At 62.6% G+C, this 19,728-nt stretch carries 19 protein-coding genes; 13 read left to right on the top strand and 6 right to left on the bottom strand.

What is annotated here, in order from left to right; genetic code table 11:
• Window positions 1–5: 5 nt before the first annotated feature.
• Both BM151_RS00370 and BM151_RS00375 read right to left on the bottom strand, forming a co-directional pair.
• On the bottom strand, window positions 6–551 hold the full coding sequence (locus tag BM151_RS00370; protein WP_090055500.1) for a TadE/TadG family type IV pilus assembly protein: 546 nt from the start codon (window positions 549–551) through the stop codon (window positions 6–8).
• Window positions 548–2,170, bottom strand: coding sequence for a TadE/TadG family type IV pilus assembly protein (locus BM151_RS00375; protein ID WP_090055501.1), 1,623 nt, complete (start codon window positions 2,168–2,170; stop codon window positions 548–550). Before BM151_RS00375 ends, BM151_RS00370 begins: the two co-directional genes overlap by 4 nt.
• A 501-nt stretch (window positions 2,171–2,671) precedes the next feature.
• Here BM151_RS00375 and dnaG point away from each other — a divergent pair.
• From dnaG to BM151_RS00395, 4 genes are all read left to right on the top strand, one after another.
• Window positions 2,672–4,702 carry a DNA primase gene (dnaG, locus tag BM151_RS00380; RefSeq protein WP_090055502.1) on the top strand — a complete coding sequence of 677 codons (2,031 nt, stop codon included), beginning with the start codon at window positions 2,672–2,674 and terminating at the stop codon, window positions 4,700–4,702.
• Window positions 4,703–4,947: 245 nt separating this feature from the next.
• Window positions 4,948–6,945: an RNA polymerase sigma factor RpoD gene (gene rpoD / locus BM151_RS00385; RefSeq protein WP_090055504.1), complete on the top strand. Its 1,998-nt coding sequence runs from the start codon at window positions 4,948–4,950 to the stop codon at window positions 6,943–6,945.
• Between the two features lie 88 nt (window positions 6,946–7,033).
• Entirely contained in the window at window positions 7,034–7,357 is a 324-nt protein-coding gene (locus tag BM151_RS00390) for a hypothetical protein (protein ID WP_090055506.1), read from the top strand.
• Window positions 7,358–7,693: 336 nt separating this feature from the next.
• Complete coding sequence (locus tag BM151_RS00395) at window positions 7,694–7,996, top strand: HlyU family transcriptional regulator (RefSeq protein ID WP_090055507.1); 303 nt, start codon at window positions 7,694–7,696, stop codon at window positions 7,994–7,996.
• 22 nt (window positions 7,997–8,018) lie between these two features.
• Here the strand turns inward: BM151_RS00395 and BM151_RS00400 are convergent, their stop codons facing one another.
• Window positions 8,019–8,870 (bottom strand): SDR family oxidoreductase, encoded by an 852-nt coding sequence (locus BM151_RS00400; RefSeq protein WP_090055508.1) that lies wholly within the window; start codon window positions 8,868–8,870, stop codon window positions 8,019–8,021.
• Window positions 8,871–8,994: 124 nt separating this feature from the next.
• Here BM151_RS00400 and BM151_RS00405 point away from each other — a divergent pair, with 124 nt between their 5' ends.
• The 6 genes from BM151_RS00405 to ribD all read left to right on the top strand — a co-directional run bounded on the left by BM151_RS00405 (window position 8,995) and on the right by ribD (window position 12,600).
• Window positions 8,995–9,384, top strand: coding sequence for a winged helix-turn-helix transcriptional regulator (locus BM151_RS00405; RefSeq protein WP_090055509.1), 390 nt, complete (start codon window positions 8,995–8,997; stop codon window positions 9,382–9,384).
• A 98-nt stretch (window positions 9,385–9,482) separates the two neighbouring features.
• Complete coding sequence (locus BM151_RS00410) at window positions 9,483–9,839, top strand: hypothetical protein (protein ID WP_143093006.1); 357 nt, start codon at window positions 9,483–9,485, stop codon at window positions 9,837–9,839.
• A 73-nt stretch (window positions 9,840–9,912) separates the two neighbouring features.
• Complete coding sequence (locus tag BM151_RS00415) at window positions 9,913–10,464, top strand: hypothetical protein (RefSeq protein ID WP_090055514.1); 552 nt, start codon at window positions 9,913–9,915, stop codon at window positions 10,462–10,464.
• Window positions 10,461–10,880, top strand: coding sequence for a secondary thiamine-phosphate synthase enzyme YjbQ (locus tag BM151_RS00420; RefSeq protein ID WP_090055517.1), 420 nt, complete (start codon window positions 10,461–10,463; stop codon window positions 10,878–10,880). The genes BM151_RS00415 and BM151_RS00420 overlap by 4 nt, the downstream gene beginning before the upstream one ends.
• Window positions 10,881–11,035: 155 nt before the next feature.
• Window positions 11,036–11,503, top strand: a complete 468-nt coding sequence (gene nrdR / locus BM151_RS00425; protein ID WP_090055522.1) for a transcriptional regulator NrdR — start codon at window positions 11,036–11,038, stop codon at window positions 11,501–11,503.
• The gene (gene ribD, locus BM151_RS00430; protein WP_090055525.1) at window positions 11,500–12,600 is read left to right on the top strand and encodes a bifunctional diaminohydroxyphosphoribosylaminopyrimidine deaminase/5-amino-6-(5-phosphoribosylamino)uracil reductase RibD; all 1,101 of its coding nucleotides are present in this window, start codon (window positions 11,500–11,502) and stop codon (window positions 12,598–12,600) included. Before nrdR ends, ribD begins: the two co-directional genes overlap by 4 nt.
• A 6-nt stretch (window positions 12,601–12,606) precedes the next feature.
• Here the strand turns inward: ribD and BM151_RS00435 are convergent, their stop codons facing one another.
• The 3 genes from BM151_RS00435 to BM151_RS00445 form a co-directional block, all read right to left on the bottom strand.
• Window positions 12,607–14,220, bottom strand: a complete 1,614-nt coding sequence (locus BM151_RS00435; protein WP_177212979.1) for a capsular polysaccharide biosynthesis protein — start codon at window positions 14,218–14,220, stop codon at window positions 12,607–12,609.
• 146 nt (window positions 14,221–14,366) lie between these two features.
• On the bottom strand, window positions 14,367–15,500 hold the full coding sequence (locus BM151_RS00440; protein ID WP_425429521.1) for a polysaccharide biosynthesis/export family protein: 1,134 nt from the start codon (window positions 15,498–15,500) through the stop codon (window positions 14,367–14,369).
• A gap of 209 nt (window positions 15,501–15,709) precedes the next feature.
• Entirely contained in the window at window positions 15,710–17,032 is a 1,323-nt protein-coding gene (locus BM151_RS00445) for a capsule biosynthesis protein (protein WP_245781056.1), read from the bottom strand.
• A 292-nt stretch (window positions 17,033–17,324) separates the two neighbouring features.
• Here BM151_RS00445 and BM151_RS00450 point away from each other — a divergent pair, with 292 nt between their 5' ends.
• From BM151_RS00450 to ribB, 3 genes are all read left to right on the top strand, one after another.
• Window positions 17,325–17,924, top strand: coding sequence for a riboflavin synthase (locus tag BM151_RS00450; protein WP_090055534.1), 600 nt, complete (start codon window positions 17,325–17,327; stop codon window positions 17,922–17,924).
• Complete coding sequence (locus tag BM151_RS00455) at window positions 17,921–18,481, top strand: hypothetical protein (protein ID WP_090055537.1); 561 nt, start codon at window positions 17,921–17,923, stop codon at window positions 18,479–18,481. Before BM151_RS00450 ends, BM151_RS00455 begins: the two co-directional genes overlap by 4 nt.
• Window positions 18,482–18,611: 130 nt before the next feature.
• Window positions 18,612–19,727 carry a 3,4-dihydroxy-2-butanone-4-phosphate synthase gene (gene ribB, locus BM151_RS00460; RefSeq protein WP_090055542.1) on the top strand — a complete coding sequence of 372 codons (1,116 nt, stop codon included), beginning with the start codon at window positions 18,612–18,614 and terminating at the stop codon, window positions 19,725–19,727.
• Window position 19,728: the final 1 nt, after the last annotated feature.

Here is a 19,728-nt window from a genome sequence, read left to right on the forward strand (position 1 = left end):
TCTCATCATGTGTTCGGCTCGTTGACGAAGCCGCTGGTGGAGATCAGGGCATAGCCGGAGCCCGGGGTTTTCTGGAGCGTCGAACCGAGCCATGTGGTCGGGAAGATCGGGTCGACATTGACGCAGGCCCGGACCAGCATCAGTTCGTTTTCGCCACCATCGGTAAAGGTCGTCGCCGGGGTGACATCGGCGGTGCGGTCCAGACAGACCGCGATATGGGTCGGATGCTGGAAATTATTCGCATCCACGGGTTCGAGGGCGATGTGAATGTTTTCCTCGCAATTGCGCACATAGCGGGCATATTCGCAGGTTGCGGATTTCAGGTTTGTCAGGGTCACATTGGGCATGTTCCCCAGACGCACATCGCGCACGGCGAGATCGAGGCCGCGATCGAGCATGGAGGCCGAAACGGTGTAATAGCCGATCTCGTAGCCGCCCATGATCATGTAGGCGAAGATCGGAAAGACCATCGCGAATTCGACCGTGGCGGAGCCCTCTTCGTCACATCCGTGACGCCGGAAGAGCTGGTGCAGGCGGGAGAATATCGTCATTCGACCAGCCTCAGTTCCGTCACCTTCGTGGCAATGGCCGAGAAGGCGTCGGCAATTTCCAAGCCATCGACATCATAGTAATGCGCATCCGAGGAGGCGCAGGATTTGAGCGCCGCTTCTGCATCGGTCGGGGCCTCGAAGCCGATGGTGAAGACCAGAATGCCTTTCTCCTTGGCGGCCGAGCAAATGGCGTCCAGCCGCGCGTTCTTGGTGGCATTGTTGACGCCGACCCGGGTCGCGCCGGTCCAGAAATAGTAGTCGCTGGAGTAGCGCGACGCCTGATAGCGCGTGTAGGCATGGTTCTCGACGGTGATCCGGCTCCAGACTTCCTCCCAGGTCAGCTGTACGGCATTGTTGCCGCCCCAGACCGAGGAGACGTAGCTGCCGGTCGACGGGACGTACCAGCAGTGCGAGTAGTAACAGGCGCTCGAGCGGGTCTCGAAGGAGAGTTTGCCATCTGCGGCCTGATAGATGTCGGAATAGCCGGTGCGGTAGCTGTCGGGCATGTAATATTGCGTGGTGTTCACACCATCGGTCATCACCACCATCACCTTGAGCGACGAATTGGAACTGTCATAGGGGCGATCGCTCATGCCGGCCGAGACTTCGCCGGAGGTGACCAGGGCAGAGGTCAGGGTCTGGGCAGAGGAATCCAGCAGCGCGGCGCCCCATTTCACCCCGAGATCGATCGAGGTGTTGCCATCGGCCGAAAGCCCGGCGATTTTCGATTTGATCGTGTCCAGGGAATCCGACAGGGGCAGGATGTTGTTGCCGCTGTCCGGGTCGCAGACTTGCAGCCGGAGGCCATTGTCGAACCCGGTGTAATACCAGGGATCAAAATGCATCGTCTGATGGTAGAGCGTGGCCGTGTCGATCGCGGTCGTGCTGAAATCGGTCGCGCCGAAATTGATGCAGTAGGAGGTGTCATGCCGGTCCGCGATGTTGAATTCGCCCAGGATGGTCGCACCGGCGTTCACCTGGGTCGAATAGGGCACGACCGAGACCGAGACCGCCCCTTCGGCGGAATTGGCAAAGATCGTATCGGCGAAATCCTCGGCCGCGATCGTCAGGTTGTAGAACTTGTTATTGCTGTTCATCGAGTTCGAGACGTCGAGCACGAGAGAGATCTCGAGATTGGCGAGCCCCTGTTCGGCGGTGCCATGGCTCTTGAAACTCAGATCGTTGATGCCGGCGTAGCGCATGAAATAGGTCGGCAGATCGGCAGATACCCGTGCGGTCACGGACCGTCCGTCCCCGGAGGTGACGGTCTCGACCGAGGCCAGATAGTCGAGCAGGCCGGCCTTGGCGAAGTAATCGGTGACCACGGCTTCCGCATCGAGGGTGCTGTCGAGATTGGCAGCGGCCAGGACCGATCGGTCCAGCGTGTTCTGTAGCTCGGCGCGCAGGGTTTCCTGGCGCATGATGTCGATCCCCATGCCCGCGAGCAGGAGGATGATCACGAACGTGAAGAGGCCGAAAACCGTCAGCGACCCCCGTTCGTCACGGATGTAGCGCTGCCGCAGGCGCCACAAGGCGGGCCTGGCTTTCGAACGCTTCGCGTCCCGGGCATGCATGCCCTTTTCATTCGCCGCTTTGCAGCTGAAATCTGTACCCAACATGACACCGTCTCACTGTATGAGTGGTGCCCCCATATTCCCCAGTTATGCGTCAGATGGCCGGAGTTACCCCGTGCTTACACCCTTCACACAGGCCTATTTTGACTGTGGATTTACCATCGGTAAAGTGTCCGCAGTGGCGGCCTCGAAATGGTCATATTCTCCGCAGCGGAGGCGGGGAACGTCTGTCCAAAGCGTCTCAGGCACCATGATTTCGCCACATCAGGCCCTGAAAAAGCCATCATTTCGAACGACTCCTGCCGCAATCCGATTCGTCTGAAGCGAAATCGCCGAGCTGCCGAGGGCATTTTGCGCTCTGTCGCGGGGGGCGATGCATCGCGCGCCGGACAGGAGAGGAGCGCCCAGAGACAGGAGGTCGGAGGCAGAAGGCGAGCGGCCGGGGGCTGGTGGCGGAGGCGCAGCGGCGGGCATGGGGGCTTTCGGGACCTTCTGCCGTTTGCCGCCTCTGGACCTTGGTCCGGATTTGGGAGAATACTTGCCTTCATGTCACTACCCCCGGGATTCTTGGATGAGCTGCGCAATCGCCTGTCGCTGACCGATGTGGTCGGCCGAAAGGTCATGTGGGATCAGCGCAAGTCCAACCCCGGCAAGGGCGACATGTGGGCGCCATGCCCGTTCCACCATGAAAAATCGGCCTCCTTCCATGTCAATGACAAGGATGGCTATTATTATTGTTTCGGCTGCCACGCCAAGGGCGATGCGATCACCTTCGTGCGCGAGACCGAGAATGTCGGTTTCATGGAGGCGATCGAGATCCTCGCTCAGGAAGCCGGCATGCCGGTGCCGAAAGGCGACCCGAAGGCGCAGGAAAAGTCCGACAAGCGCGCCGAGCTGGCCGAGGTCAACGAGGCGGCGAACCGGTTCTTCCGGCTGTGTCTCAGCCAACAGGGCGGCGCGCAGGCCCGCGCCTATCTCGACAAGCGCGGGATGAAGCCCGAGACCCGCGAACGTTTCGAGATCGGCTTTGCCCCCTCCGGCAACGCGCTTTTGCGCGCGCTGAAGGATCAGGGGATTTCCGAGGATCTGGCGATCGAGGCCGGTGTCGCGGCACGGCCCGACGATGGCCGCAGCCCCTATGATTTCTTCCGCGACCGCATCACCTTTCCGATCCGCGATGCGCGTGGGCGGCTGATCTCCTTTGGGGGGCGGGCGATGGACCCGAACGCCCGGGCGAAATACCTGAACGGTCCCGAGCGGCTTTTGTTCGACAAGGGCAATGCGCTCTACAACCACGGACCGGCCCGCGCCGGCTGTGGCAAGGGCCAGACGCTTGTGGTGGCCGAGGGCTATATGGATGTGATCGCCATGGCCGAAGCGGGCTTTGACGCCACCGTGGCGCCGCTGGGCACCGCCATCACCGAGCGGCAATTGCAGCTGATGTGGCGCATGTCGGATGAGCCGGTGATTGCGCTCGATGGTGACAAGGCGGGCTTGCGCGCCGCGTATCGCGTGATCGATCTCGCCATGCCATTGCTCGAAGCCGGCAAGGGGCTGCGCTTTGCCATTCTGCCGGAGGGGCAGGACCCGGACGAGCTGATCAAGGAGAAGGGCCGCGAGGCGATGCAGGAGGTGCTGGATGGCGCCCTGCCGATGGTCGCGCTCCTGTGGCGGCGCGAGACCGAGGGCAAGGTCTTTGACAGTCCCGAACGCCGCGCCGCGCTCGACAAGAGCCTGCGCAACACCATCCGTCCGATCACCGATGCTTCGATCAAGCGCCATTACGGCGAGATCCTCAAGGACATGCGCTTCGAACTGTTCCGCGGCAAGCGCAGCGACGGTGAGCAGGGTGGCTTTCAGGATGGCGGTTTTCAGGAGGGAAGGTTTCAGGGCGGCGGGCGGCAAGGCGGCAGCGTGCGCCCGCCATGGAACCCCGCGGGTCGCGGTGGACGCTTCGGCAAACAGATCGCCGTGCCGACCGAGGGCGCCAAGGCGTCGATGATCGTCGCCGGCGATGAGGCGCAGGCGGATCTGATGCGCGAGGCGGTGGTTCTGGCGGTGCTGATCGCCAATCCCGGTCTGGCGATGGAGTTCCTGACCCAGCTCGAGGCGCTGCACCCGCGCACCGAAGACCATGCGGTGCTCCTGCATGCGATCCTCACCCATGCCGAGGAGGAGGATACGGAGACCTTGCGGGAAAATGTGATCGCCCTGGCGGGGCGTCCGGCCCTTGACCGGCTGATGTCGCATCCCCATGTGCAGATCACGCCCCCGGTGCGGCGACCCGACCGCGAGGTGGCGCAGATGTGCCTGACCGAGGAGCTGGCCAAGCTCAAGGCGCGACGCGGCTATCAGGCGGAGCTCGACGAAGGGCTCGCGGATATGCTCGCGGCCGAGGATGAAATGGTGACCTGGCGGCTGAGACAGGCCGCCGAGGCCCGCAACAAGGCGACGAAGGCGGAGGCCGAGGACAAGACCGAGTTCGACACGGCAGACAATGGATTGGAATTGTCGCGCAGTGAACGCGACGCCTTCCGCGCGCTTCTGGACCGAATCGCGCCCGGGCGCGGCAAGTGAATCACCCGCCCTGCGTGCGCCCTATGCGACAGAAGCGTGACACTGGCGCAGCAAGTGGTAAGGAAATATGGGTATTCGGGTGGCGAATCGCCGATTCGCATGACATGATTCGTTCGATCGGCCGCATGCGGTCGTAAAACCGGCGCTGGGGCCGGATCGAGCAAGATCGACCAAGATCGGAATGGGGGCTCCCCTGGCCACGGCCAAGGCACCGTTCCCGTGACGTGAAATGAGGAGAGAGCCGCATGGCCGCAAAGGACAACGACGACGCCAAGACCGACGATCAGGACCAGGACGTGATGCTCGACGTGAGCCAGGCCGCGGTCAAGAAGATGATCTCGGAGGCGCGCGAAAAGGGCTATATCACCTATGATCAGCTCAACAAGGTCCTGCCGCCGGAACAGGTCAGTTCGGAACAGATCGAAGACGTGATGTCGATGCTCTCGGAGATGGGCATCAACATCATCGAGGACGAGGAAGTCGAGGACGAGGACCAGAAGGGCGATGCCAAGGGCGGTGAGCTTGTTGCCACCTCCGGCTCGCGCGAACTGGCGACCGCCTCTTCGGACACCGAAAAGCTCGACCGCACCGACGACCCGGTGCGCATGTATCTGCGTGAGATGGGCTCGGTCGAGCTTCTGTCGCGCGAGGGCGAGATTGCCATCGCCAAACGCATCGAGGCCGGGCGCAACACCATGATCGCCGGGCTCTGCGAAAGCCCGCTGACCTTCCAGGCGATCACCATCTGGCATGACGAACTTCTGTCCGAGGATATTCTCCTGCGCGACGTCATCGATCTCGAGGCCACCTTTGGCGGTGGCGTCGATGAGGATGAGGAAGAGGAGAATGTCGTCGAAGGGCTCAACGCCGAGGCCAATGCCGGCGAGTCCAAGGAAAAGGAACAGGAATACGACGCCGACGGCAATCCGATCTCCTCGGATGACGATGACGAGGATGACGACGAGCAGGCCAACATGTCCTTGGCCGCGATGGAAGCGGCGCTCAAGCCGCAGGTCCTCGAGACACTCGCCCGGATTTCCGAAGATTTTGCCCATCTCTCCGAGATGCAGGATCTCAGGATGTCGGCGACCTTGAACGAGGATGGCTCGTTTTCGGCGGCGGAAGAGGCGCAATATCAACAGCTCCGCTCCGAGATTGTGGTGCTGGTGAACTCGCTTCACCTGCATAACAACCGGATCGAGGCGCTGATCGACCAGCTCTACGGCATCAACAAGCGCATCATGTCGATCGACAGCTCGATGGTGAAACTGGCCGACCAGGCGCGGATCAACCGTCGCGAGTTCATCGAGGAATATCGCGGCTCCGAACTGGACCCGAACTGGCTTGACCGTATGGGCGAGAAATCCGGTCGCGGCTGGCAGATGTTCATCGAACGCCATTCCGAGAAGGTCGACGAGCTGCGCTCCGAGATGGCGATGGTCGGGCAATATGTCGGTGTCGACATTTCCGAATTCCGCCGCATCGTGCAACAGGTGCAGAAGGGCGAGAAAGAGGCCCGTCAGGCCAAGAAGGAAATGGTCGAGGCCAACCTGCGTCTGGTGATCTCGATCGCCAAGAAATACACCAACCGTGGTCTGCAATTCCTCGATCTCATTCAGGAAGGCAACATCGGCCTGATGAAGGCGGTCGATAAGTTCGAATACCGTCGCGGTTATAAATTCTCGACCTACGCCACCTGGTGGATCCGTCAGGCGATCACGCGATCCATCGCGGATCAGGCCCGCACCATTCGGATTCCTGTGCATATGATCGAGACGATCAACAAGCTGGTGCGGACCGGTCGTCAGATGCTGCACGAGATCGGCCGCGAACCGACGCCGGAAGAATTGGCCGAAAAGCTGCAAATGCCGCTCGAGAAGGTCCGCAAGGTGATGAAGATCGCCAAGGAACCGATCTCCTTGGAGACGCCGATCGGCGACGAGGAAGACAGCCAGCTGGGCGATTTCATCGAGGACAAGAACGCGGTTCTGCCCCTGGATGCCGCCATTCAGGAAAACCTCAAGGAGACCACCACCCGGGTCTTGGCCTCGCTCACTCCGCGCGAAGAACGCGTGCTGCGGATGCGCTTCGGCATCGGCATGAACACCGACCACACGCTCGAAGAGGTCGGCCAACAGTTCTCCGTGACCCGCGAACGGATCCGTCAGATCGAGGCGAAGGCGCTCAGGAAGCTGAAGCACCCCTCGCGGAGCCGGAAGCTGCGGAGTTTCCTGGATCAGTAATTTAATAGGCGCTCTGAGGAGCGCCTTTTATTTTTCTCGCTTTTGTGAGGTGCTGAGGCATAATTCCCTTATTTTATTGGAGGGAAATATGGCTTTTACATATCGGGAAACCCAAATTGTTAAAGGGATGCTTGATCGAGGAGATAAGCAACATGACATCGCGTCGTATTTCGGGGTGAATGGTGGGAGAGTTGCTGAGGTTTCCACAGGGAAGTGCGATTATCCCAATGCGCAACCTTTTCCAGAGGCTAAGCTCCCCCCGCCGGGGTCTTATGTTGGGGCAAAAACGGTCTTTGAAATTAAAGAAGTTCTGCTGGAAGCGAGAGAATTGATCGAGGAGGCGGGTAACCCGGAAGGTGATGGGGCGGTTGCCATAGACGCAATTGATACAGCAATAGAAAAACTGGATTGAATGGTCTCTTGCGCGGAACAAGGCCGTAGGCCGCCGCGCATCGGTCATGCTGAAAGCATGCCTCCGGCATGACCCGTCCGTCGCACCAAAGGTGCGCCACAAATAGTCGGCACGCCTTTGGCGTGACGGTCTGGCGATTTTGATGGGGCACAGCCTATTTCAAACGTCCGACGGATTTGGTGGGCATAAACTGCCCCGTTCATCCGTTTCGTCGCCATCCCCCGGTCAGGCGTTGCGCGGCTTCGCTCCAGTCTCGAAAGAGGAAAGGGTCGGCGATCCCCACCTTGCACTCCCATCGCTCTCGTTCCACACTGGCCTCCCAAACAGGAGGCCCCCATGTCGCTCTTTTCCAAACTCTTCGGTGGTAAATCCGCTGACACATCCGGTTCAGACGCCGCCTCCAAGCCGACTGCCGAACCCGTCCTCTATGGCGATGATTTCCTGATCTTCCCGGAGCCGATCAAGGAGGCGAGCGGCTACCGCGTCGCCGCCCGGATCGAGAAGGAGATCGATGGCGAGGTGAAAGTGCATGAGATGATCCGGGCCGACACCATGGCCTCAAAGGAAGATGCGGAACAGGGGAGCCTGATGAAGGCACAGATGTTCATCGATCAGATGGGCGAGGCGATGTTCGACTGACCGCCCCGCCGGGGTCTTGCGCTCAGAGCGCCGCTTTCACCGTCTCGGCAATCGGCTCGGTCGGGTGACCGATCAGTTTCGAAAGCGTGTGGCTGTCATCGAACAGCGCGCCCTTGGCGGCTTTCGCATCCGAATCCGCCAGGATTGCGGCGAAGGGGGCGGGCAGGCCCGCGCCGACCAGCGCTTCGGCAAAGGCGGCTTCGGGCATGTCGGTGTAGGACACTTCCTTGCCGGACAGGTCGGTGACGATGCCGGCATAGTCGGCGAGGCTGAAAGCAGCGTCTCCCGCCAGTTCCAGCACCTCACCATCATGACCGCCGGCCAGCACGATGGCGGCGGCTTCGGCAAAGTCCTGACGCGAGGCGGTGGCGAACGTCCCGTCGCCTGCGGCGCCGAAATGCTGACCGAGCTCCAGATCCTGCGCCAGTGTCATGGTTATATTCTCGGAATACCAGCCATTGCGCAGGAGCGTATGAGGGATGCCGCTCTCGACGAGGGCCGTCTCGGTGGCGAGATGCTCCTCGGCCAGCGCCATATCGCCGGTGTCGGCCTTGAGGATCGACGTGTAGGCGATGAACGCCACGCCCGCGGCCTTGGCGGCCTTGATGACATTGCCATGTTGCACGGCGCGCTGGCCGACTTCCGACGACGAGATCAGCAGCAGGCGGTCGACGCCGGCAAACGCCGCCGCGAGCGCGGTCGCATCGGTGTAGTCACCGCGACGGGTGGCGATGCCTTTTGCGGCAAAGCTTTCGGCGGCTTTGTCGGAGCGCACGAGGGCAAGGATGTCATCCTTGGCGACCAGCGTGGCGAGATGATCGACGACACGCTGGCCGAGCTGGCCGGAGGCGCCGGTGACGAGATATGTGGTCATGTCTATTCCCTTTTGGGTTCATTTCGGATACAGGTCTCAATTAGAGACCTTTTGTCGATCTGAAAAGGAGGCACTTTTCCGGTCCAAGGTAACAGCAAGGGAACCACCCGGAGGGAGCGTGGAGATGCGAGATGCCGCCCAAACCCGTCTTGAAGCCTGGAAAGCCCAGGGGTTCGATTTTCAGGCCTGCCCGGTGCGGCAGGTGCTCGACCATGTCGCGGCGAAATGGACCTCGCTCATCCTGTTGGAGCTGGAAAACGGCCCGCAGCGGTTCAACGCGCTGGGGCGCGCCTTGCCGGATATTTCCAAGCGCATGCTGACCCAGTCCTTGCGCGATCTGGAGCGCGACGGGCTTGTCCGGCGCGAGGTCTTTGACACCAAGCCGCCCTCGGTGAGCTACAGTCTCACCGATCTCGGGGCCTCCTTTCTGACGCCGCTGCACGGGCTGATCGACTGGGCCAGCGAGGCGATGCCGGTGATTTCTGAGGCACGTCTGGTCTTCGACGACAATTGATCGACTTATCCACAGATTTCTGATCCGGCCCTGAGGCTTCGTTAAGCATTCCCCTGTTCTCTTGCAGAGAGGTATCGGAACGCACGGGGGATCGTCGCATGAAGTCACGGATCACAGGTCTTGCTCTTGGGCTTGTTGCGATGGCCGGTGCCGCGCCCTTTCTGTCCCGGACGGACGCGGGTGAGAGCATGGTAATTGCGCCCGTTGTGCGCCCGATCATCCGCATGGCCGAGGCGATCGTCTCGCCCGATCCGCTACGAGAAGTGGTCGATGTTGCGCCGGTCAGTGCGGAGGCGCCGGAGGTCGTCGTGATCAGGGTGCCGGTGGCAGATCTTGCGCGCTGCATCGAGACGCTTGATCAGGTCTTCCTGTCCCCGATCGAGGCGGCGGAGGTGCAAAGCGTCTCTCTGAGCCCCGAAAACGTCGGACCCATCGTCCGCTGCGAAGCGGGGTGAGGGCCGCTTAACGCTTTCCCATCGCCGCCCCGTCGGGCTACAATCCTTCCGGTGCGATGATGCGGAGGTGCCAGTGAAACGACTGTCTTATGCGGCGCTGCTGGGCGCTTGTCTGGTCCATGTGAGCCTGGCTCAGCCCGTTCAGGCCGAACCAGGCTCGACCGAAGAGGTGCCGCTGTTCCACTGCGGTTTCGCCAATGGCAAGAGCGTCACGCTCGATGCCGGAATAGACGGTGCCGGACTAGAGGGGCTGCGCTACCGGTTCGGTCGTCCCGGCAAAATGCCGGAGCTGGAAGTGTTCCGCCCCTATGAAGAGGTCCGGGTCACCCCCTGGCCCGGTGTCGGCCGCAGCATCTGGGAGGATCTCAGCCTCACGAACGGCGATTATAGCTATCGGATCTGGGGCAGTCTGGACAAGGAGAAAGCGGTCGAGGAGGCGGCGGATGCGCTTGCCGGCGGGGTGATCGTCGAGCAGGGGGAGCACGAGATCGCAAGGCTCGACTGCCTGCCCGAGAGTGTCAGCTACACGGTGTTCAGCTTTGCCGACACCTATGCGGAGGCGGGCTACTGCTGGGATTTCGAGCATGAGAGCTGGCGCCGCGACGAGGCGGGGAGCTGTCCATGAGCCACCGCCTGTTCGAGATCGACACCCACGGGCCCGGCCTCTACGAGTTCACGCGGGATCTGGCACGCTGGGTGGCGGGCGAGGGGCCGATGGAGGCGGCGCTGACCTTGATGGTGCAGCACACCTCGGCCTCGCTCGTCATTCAGGAGAATGCCGACCCGGAAGTGCAAAGCGACCTGCGCGCCTATTTCCATCGCCTAGTGCCGCCCAGCACCGATCCCTCGATGGCCTATCTGACCCATACCTATGAGGGGCCGGACGATATGCCGGCCCATATCAAGTCGGCACTGTTGCCGACAACCATGACCATTCCTGTCATTTCCGGGCGTATGGCGCTCGGAACTTGGCAAGGAGTATACCTTTTCGAACATCGCACCCGGCCACACCAAAGACGCGTGCTGGCCCTCATGCGTTAGGCGGGGCGGTCGAGAGCGGGGATAAAACCGATGCCACTACATCTTGGGATTAAAATTTAAACTACCCAAATTCTAGGCGGCCCCCTATAGTGCCTGTGGATAACTGGGACAGAGAGCCCAGATTGACGAGGCAGAGATGAGATAAGGGGGCGCTTATGCGTTGTCCATTTTGCGGAAATGTCGATACCCAGGTGAAAGATAGCCGCCCGGCCGAGGATCATGTCGCGATCCGGCGCCGCCGCTTCTGTTCCGCCTGTGGGGGTCGTTTCACCACTTATGAACGCGTGCAGCTGCGCGATCTCGTGGTGGTCAAATCGAACGGGCGGCGCGAGGATTTCGATCGCGACAAGCTCGAACGCTCGATCCGCATCGCGGCCCAGAAACGTCCGATAGAGCCGGAGCGTCTGGATCAGATGATTTCCGGCATCGTGCGGCGTCTCGAGAGCATGGGCGAGACGGATATCCCGTCGAAAACCATTGGCGAGATCGTCATGGAGAGCCTGGCGCGGATCGACACGGTGGCCTATGTGCGCTTTGCTTCGGTCTATAAGAATTTCCAGGCTGCCGACGATTTCGATAAATTCGTCAGCGAGTTGCGCCCGGACCCTAAAGCAGACGAATGAGCCGCGACACCGATGTTCGCCATATGCGCCACGCGCTGTCGCTGGCGGCGCGCGGGCTTGGCCGGACCTGGCCGAACCCGGCGGTGGGCTGTGTCATCCTGCACCAAGGCCGGATCGTCGGGCGGGGCTGGACCCAGCCCGGAGGACGTCCTCATGCCGAGACCATGGCGCTGGCGCAGGCTGGTGACGCCGCTCGCGGCGCGACCGCCTATGTGACGCTCGAACCCTGTTCCCATCATGGCAAGACCCCGCCCTGTGCCGAGGCTTTGGTCGCCTCCGGTGTCTCTCGCGTCGTTGTGGCGCTGGGCGATCCCGATCCGCGGGTGAACGGGCGCGGCATTGCAATGCTGCAAAGCGCCGGCATCGACGTTCTCACCGGCGTCTGTGAGCGCGAGGCCCGGGAACAGCAACAGGGGTTCCTGTCGAAGGTCGTGAACGCGCGCCCGATGCTGACGCTCAAACTCGCCATGTCCTGGGACGGGCGGATTGCCACGGCGACCGGCGAAAGCCAATGGATCACCGGGCCGGAGGCCCGGCGTCGGGTCCATGCCATGCGGGCGGGACACGATGCGGTTCTGGTCGGCGGCGGCACGGCGCGGATCGACGATCCGACCCTGACCGTGCGCGGTCTCGGGGTCGATTACCAGCCGGTGCGTGTGGTCATGTCGCGCAGGCTCGATCTGCCACAGACCGGCAATCTGGCGCGGACCGCGGGCGAGATCCCGGTCTGGATCCTGCATGGCCCGGACGCCGCGCCGGAATTGATTTCGGTCTGGCAGGGGCTCGGTGCGACGCTGATCGAGGTGCCGGTCACCTATGGTCAGCTCGCCCCCGGGGCGGCGATGCAGGCCTTGGCCGAACATGGGCTCACTCGGGTGTTTTGCGAAGGCGGCGGTGCGCTCTCCGCCTCGCTTCTGAGCGCGGATGTTGTGGATCATGTGGCGCTGTTCACCGCCGGGCTCGGGCTCGGCGCCGAGGGCCTTCCGGGCCTGGGGGTGCTGGGGCTCGACCGGTTGGCGCAGGCCAAGCGCTTTGCCCTGGCCAGGATGGAACAGGTCGGCCCGGATGCCTTGACGCTTTGGCAGCGGATCTGTTGAGAAAACCTAGCTGAGACCCAGAAACGCCGCCCGGGCCTGGCGCAGTTTCGCGAGGAGCGCCTGTGTCAGGCGACTGCGTCCTTGCGGTGCCGTGGAGAGATACTCCAGCGCCTCTTCCGGTGACAGCGGGGCGCCGGTTTTCGGGTCGAAATAGCGCGGGTAATCGATGAGCACGGCATGGGCGAGCCCCAAAAGTGTCGGATGCGCCCCGCGCCGGGCCGGCACCTTGCCGAGATCCGTGGTCAGCCCCCAGCCGGCGTAGAACGGCGCGCCGGTGCAGGTGACGGGCCTGTCGCGCAACAGCGCCTCAAACCCGATCAGCGAGGTCATGGTCCAGACCTCATCGCAGGCCTCGATGAGCGCCAATGGATCGGCCTCATGGGCGACGACATCGGCGCGCTTTTCCGCGTCGCCGAGCTTGCCCTTGCGCAGGCCTGCCTCGACATCCGGATGTGGCTTGTAGACGATCACCGCCTGCGGGTGCGCCGCGCGGGCCGCCTCCAGCAGGGCGCGGTTGCTGGCAATCTCGCCCGCGCCCAGGGTGATCGAGGCGTCATCTTCGACCTGTCCGGCCACGAGGATGCGATGCCCCTCGGGCAGGGGCGGCACCCCGGTTCCGACATTGTATTTGCTCAGGTTGAGCGCGCGAAGCCGGGTGAGGAATGTATCGATCCGCCGGGATTGCGCCGGGCTGAGCGAGGCGCGTTCCGCGATCATCTGTTCGAGCCGCGACGGGCGGGTCGGATCGAAATAGATCCCGATGTCATCGAGCACCAGAGACAATGGCCGCACCAGCGCCGCGCCCAGGCCCCGCGAGCGCAGGAAACCGTCCTCGAGTCGCAGATCGGCCGCGGGATCATTGCCCCAGACAAGATGGCGGCGCCCCCTGGCTTTCTCGGTCGCGATCTCCTCCGGGGCGTCGGTCACGGTGATCCCGCCGCGCCCGAGATAGCTCTTCAGAAACCCGTGTTTCCAGCGCAGGATATTGCTGGCGACATAGCCCGAGGCATCTTCGCGCAGGGCGCGCTCGCGGGTCTCGAGCCGGGCCAGAACGGCCTCGATCTCCAGCGCGGTCTCTCCGGCGTGCCATTGCGTCGCGCGCATGAAGGCGGCGTGGAACAGCTGCGCCCGGGTGAGCCGCCGCGTGGCATGCGGATCGGGGCGTTCATCCTGGCTCAATCCGAGGCCACCGTACCAGGGCTGACCGAAGACCCGGGGGCGGTGACCGGCGAAAATCGCATCGGCGCCAAAGCCGGCGCTATGGGTGTAGACCGCGGTGGCGCTTTCCAGCAGGGCGTAGAGATTGCTCTCCGGCGGCAAGAGGCTGATCCGCGGATCGGCATGGCTGGTGAAATAGCCGTCGGCACAGCAGAGCACCGCCACCTGGGCGTTCAGCAGCTCGGTCTGGGCGAACACCAGCATTTCCAGCATATCGGTGTCCGGCGGGGCGCCATCCACGCTTTTCGGCTGATCCAGAACCAGCACATATGGCCCATTCGGAAGCCTGTTTGCGTCGATCGAGGTCGCAGACTTGGACAGTTTCAACGCGACCAGCCAATCGATCGCATCGCGGGCGCGGTCGAGCTCGGCGCTCATGTCCAGCGGGTCGTTGGCGATCACATCGGCCCAGTCTTGTCGCGATGTGCCGCTGAGATCCGGTTCCTGTGCGACGCGGTCAAGGAGCAGGGGGGGCTCAAACGCAGGCCGCCCCAGCGGGGCGGCTGGGGCGGCGGTTTGTGATGGGCCATTCGTGACCATATTCAGCGTCAATTGCTGGCGACGTTGCTCAGCTGATTGGCCGAGGCGGTGACGCCGGTGATCGCACCCAGGGTTTTCTGCCATTGGACGAAGGGCGCTTCGGTGACATAGAGCGTGTCGCCATCGCGGATCAGGAAGTCGCGGGCCAGGAACAGCCCATTGGGCTGGGTCAGGTCGAGCACGTAGATCAGGCGCTGTGTGCCCGTGATGTCGTCACGACCGAGCACCTGGCGGGCGATTTCTTCGGGTTCGTTGCGGAACACGAAGACGCCGGTCGGGTCGGCGGAATTGGTTTGCAGCCCACCCACTTGCGCGATGGCCTCGAGCGCCGACAGGTTGCGGGTCTCGAAAGAGATCACGCTCTGGCCGCCGGTGGCGCCGAGCGCGGTGTAGGTGCGCGGATCGGCCTCGACTAGGATGCGGTCGCCGTCGCGCAGCGGGATGTCGTATTTCGGGTTGTCGTAGAGATCCTGGAACCAGACGCTGCCGCTCTTCGAGCCGCGGATCACTTTGACCTGGGCGACATCGGGTTCGACCGCGAGGCCGCCGGCATGCGCCAGCATGGCGGTCAGACGACGGGTCGGACGTTCGATCGGGTAGACGCCCTGGCCGGAGATCTTGCCGGTGATGGTGACGGTGGCGCCATCGCCGGCGGCGCGCGCCACCATGACCTGCGGATCGGGGGTCTGGGCGTCGAGTTTCTCGGTGATGATGCGGCGGATTGCTTCCGGGCTGTTGCCGGCGGCCTTGATGCGACCGGCATAGGGCACAAAGATGAAGCCCGCGCCATCGACCTGAACTTCAGAGAGGACCGTGGCATTGGCGCCCTGACCGGCGAGAAGCCCGTCATCGACGTTTTCCCAGATCGTCAGCGACAGCACGTCGCCCGGAGAGATCGTGTCGGAGCCGATCACGCCGGCGTTCTGGAAGGCCGTCGAGAAGCCGAGTTCCTGATTGATCGCGGTGATCGCATTGACCCGGTCATTGACCGAGACGACAAAGGAATCACCTTGCTCCATCACGGAACCCGCGAAAATTTCTTTCTTGTTGGGGCCGGAGCGGGGCAGGCCACAGGCTGTCAAGCTGGCGGTCATGGCAAGCACGGCCACGGCGCGGGTAACGCGCGATGTCAGGATATTCACAGCTCGATCTCCTCTGCCCCATATTTTTATCGGGTTTAGATAGAAGCTTAGCCAATAGCGAGTCAAAAATCCAGCAAGCGGGCCGTGCCGCCGGCACGCTGTCGCAGGGGTGTTGCGCAGAGGTCGCGACCATCGCAGGATCTGTGTGTCGGCACATTTCACCCCCTGTATGTAGGGGGAAAGGCGCGGCCAATCGACGGAAATCTTTGCTATTTCACCAGTCTGAGCGGCTGTCGCGGCGGCGCGGTGCCGGACAGCAGCGCCACATCGGGCGCATCTTGCGACAGCATCAGATCGACGACGAGACGCAGGAGCTGTTGCCGTCCGCGTTTGGAGTAGAAACCGCCGGGCACTTGCGAGGTCTCGAGCAGAAACTGACGAAAATCGCGATAGGCGCGGGTGTCCGGCCGGTCGGGATGGGAGAAAAACTCTTCGAGCGGCTGATGCGAGACGAATTCCGGCTTGTCATAGACCGCCTGGCCGAGAATGCGCAGCGGGATGCCGAGCGACAGGACCTGTTGACCGGCGGTGGAATTGACCGTGACGGCGGACCGCGCACTGTGCAACAGCCGTTGCAACTTGCCGCCGCGCACGTAATGCACCCGGTGCTCGACGCCATATTCGGCGGAGATGCGGCGAATTTCATGGCGGAGATTGCGCCGGTCGTTTTCCAGCGGATGCGCCTTGAACACCAGATGATGATGCGCGGGCGCGCCCGTGGCGAAACCCTGGATCACATCGGCGATAAATTCGGGCATGGTGGAATAGGGGCTATGGACCTGAAAGCTGGTATCATGTTCGAGCTGCAACAGCGCGATATGGAACGGATGCCCGGCATTGAGGATGCGCCGCGTGTGCCAGCCGCGCGACAGGTAGTGTTGCGGCATCAGGATCAGGCGCTTGAAATACAGGAGGAATTCGCGGGTCACCGGCAATTCGCGATGGCCCTTGAAATGTTTGAATGCGCCGTTCCGGAACAGCACGAACCAATGATAGAGCGCGCCGTAGAAGATATGCTGGCGCATGTCGCCCCATTGCGCCGGCGGTTCGATATTGTCCTGATCGATCTTGTCGAGTGCGACGCGCATATCCTCGACGGAAAGGCCCATCAGGCTCGAATTTCCGTTCGAGCCATCGCGCTCGTAAGACACCCAATAGGGGCGGATGTAGCCCTCTTCGAACACATGGATGGTCAGGCCCAGTGCGCGGGCTTTCTCGATGGCCAGCGCATGGACCGGGCGGGTGTCGCCATAGAGCACGATATCGGTGACGCCCTTGTTCGCGACGATCTCTGCAAAGGTCTCGGGCCAGGCTTCCGGCGTGCCGGTATAGGGCAGAAAGCTTTTGCTCGAGAACCAGAACGCCCGGTCGCCGGCGTTGAAGCCGACGCGCCAGACCGCGGCACCGGCGGCGCGCAACATCTTGCCCAGACCCCAGAAATATGGCCCGTGCGGTCCCTGAAGCATCAGGAAGACACGGCTGGCCGGTGGGTCTGACGGGCTGAGGTGTTTCATTTCTGTGTTGTGTGACATGGGCGCGCGCTTGTCATGGTTAAAAGCTGTTTACTCAGAAAATCGGGCGGATTTGTGGCTCTGCTGACGCATGGTAAGGCCGGGTTTTCGAGGCGGTGGGCAGAGGAGTGCGGCCTCTCTGGTCCCGATGCTCGCACTGACCATGGCGCAGATCTTGGTGCAGAAAGGTGAATATTCCCTGAGCGCGGTCTCTTGCGGTGCCCGCCGCGGGGCGCTACCTCTTTTCGGGTGACGAATGAACCGCTTGCGTGGCAAGGCTCATCCGTCCCTCTGACAGCAACAGGAGCCCCATATGTTCACAGGAATTATCACCGATGTCGGGACGGTTCTCGAGCTCGAGAAACGCGGCGACCTGCGCGCCCGGATCGGCTGTGCCTATGACGTGGACGGGATCGAGATCGGCGCCTCGATCGCCTGTGACGGGGTCTGCCTGACGGTGATCGCGCTGGGAACAGACCCTCAGAACTGGTTCGATGTGGAAATTTCTGCCGAGAGCATCTCCAAAACCAATATCGGCAACTGGGTGGAGGGCAAGCGGCTCAACCTCGAACGCGCTCTGAAGCTCGGCGATGAACTGGGCGGGCATATCGTGTCCGGCCATGTCGATGGCGTGGCGGAGATCACCGCCATGGTGGAGGAGGGCGACAGCACGCGGATCACCTTTGCGGCCCCCGAAGCGCTGGCAAAATTCATTGCGCCCAAGGGCTCGGTGGCACTGAATGGCACCTCGCTGACGGTGAACGAGGTCGATGGCACCTCCTTTGGCATCAATGTCATCCCGCATACGCAGGAGGTGACCACTTGGGGCGCGGCCAGGGTCGGTGACAAGATCAATCTCGAGATCGACACGCTGGCACGCTATGTCGCGCGTCTGCAGGAATGGCAGGCATGAGCCGCTTTGGCGTCGGCCACAACGGTGGTCCTTCGATGGATGGCGGGGTGAGCTTTCGCCGGTTTGCCTGGCAACAGGCCCGCAAGGGGCTGTTGGGCGAGCGCCTGCCTGTGGAGGTGATCCGGCGTCGGGTGCGCCGGGCCGAGGAGCTCGGGCTGCCCTACCGCTCCTATGCCTCGATTCGCGCCGCGACCGGCCGTGATGTGCTGGGCTTTCTGTTTTCCACCAATGCGCTGCGGCTCATTCGTCAGGGCGACCGCCTGCCGGTGCAATATGCCGACAAGCTGGCGCGGCTGAAGGCGGCGCGGCTGGCGGCGGTGCATGCCCCGCTCGATCCGGGTGCAATTGCCGCTTTGGACGAGATCGACCGGGCCGGGGACGCGCCGCGCGCCTTTGCCGACTGGTCGGTGCAACGGGCTGGTTTGAAAGAGATTTTGGGGGACAAGCTGCCGCGGGATGCGGTGGTGCTGATCTCGGAGGCCGCCTTTGAAGCGGAATGGTGTGCCTCTGGCAAGCTTGCGGGGGCGATCCCGGCCCCGGTCTTTTTCGGCGATTGAGGCAATTGCGCGCAAATTGACAGACGGATGTGCCCAATTCTCCTGTGTTCCGGGGTGGGATGTACTGGCCTTTGGGCCGCCAAACCTGTAGGCAAGGGCGACCCGAAGATCTTAAAGGCCCGCCCGAGACATGTCCGATACCACAGCGACGACCCAAGACAGCTACGAAGCCGCGATTTCCCCGATCGAGGAGATCATCGAGGATGCCCGCAACGGCCGGATGTTCATCCTTGTCGATCATGAGGATCGCGAGAACGAAGGCGATCTGGTGATCCCGTCGCAAATGGCCACGCCCGAGGCGATCAACTTCATGGCGACCTATGGCCGGGGTTTGATCTGCGTGACCTTGACCGGCGAACGGATCGATGCGCTGGGCCTGCCGATGATGGCCTCTTCGAATTCCTCGCGCCACGAAACCGCTTTCACCGTCTCGATCGAGGCGAAAGAGGGGGTGTCGACCGGCATTTCCGCCCATGATCGGGCCCGCACCGTCGCCGTGGCGATCGACCCGTCGAAGACCGCCGAAGACATCGCCACCCCCGGCCATATCTTTCCGCTGCGCGCCCGTGAGGGCGGTGTCCTGGTCCGTGCCGGTCACACCGAGGCCGGTGTCGATGTCGCCCGTCTGGCGGGGCTGATGCCCAGCTCGGTGATCTGCGAAATCATGAACGAGGACGGCACCATGTCGCGGCTGCCGGATCTGGTGAGCTTCGCGCAGATGCACAATCTCAAGATCGGCACGATTTCCGATCTGATCGCCTATCGTCGTCGCCACGACAACCTTGTGACCAAGAGCGCCGAACGGACCATCACCTCGGCCTTCGGTGGCGAGTGGGCGATGCAGATCTACACCGACGATCTGCACGGGGCCGAACATATCGTGCTCTCCAAGGGCGATATCACCGATGGCAAGCCGGTTCTGGTGCGGGTGCATAACCTCAATCCGCTGGAAGATGTGCTGGGCATCGGCAAGACCTCGCGCGAGATCGAAGGCGCGATGGAGCTGATCGCCGAAGAGGGCCGCGGCGTCGTCGTGCTGCTGCGCGACACCCGCATGAAAATGATCGAGGAAGACGCGGCCTCGCCGCAGACGCTGCGCCGCTACGGCCTGGGGGCCGAGATCCTTGCAGCACTTGGCCTGCATGAGCTGATCCTCGTGACCAACAGCCCGCAACCGAAAGTGCCGGGGCTCGATGCCTTCGGCCTCACGATCACCGGAACGCGCAAAATCACCGAAGGAGCCTGAG

It is taken from the genome of Celeribacter neptunius (assembly GCF_900113955.1).
In the GTDB taxonomy this organism is placed as follows: domain Bacteria; phylum Pseudomonadota; class Alphaproteobacteria; order Rhodobacterales; family Rhodobacteraceae; genus Celeribacter; species Celeribacter neptunius.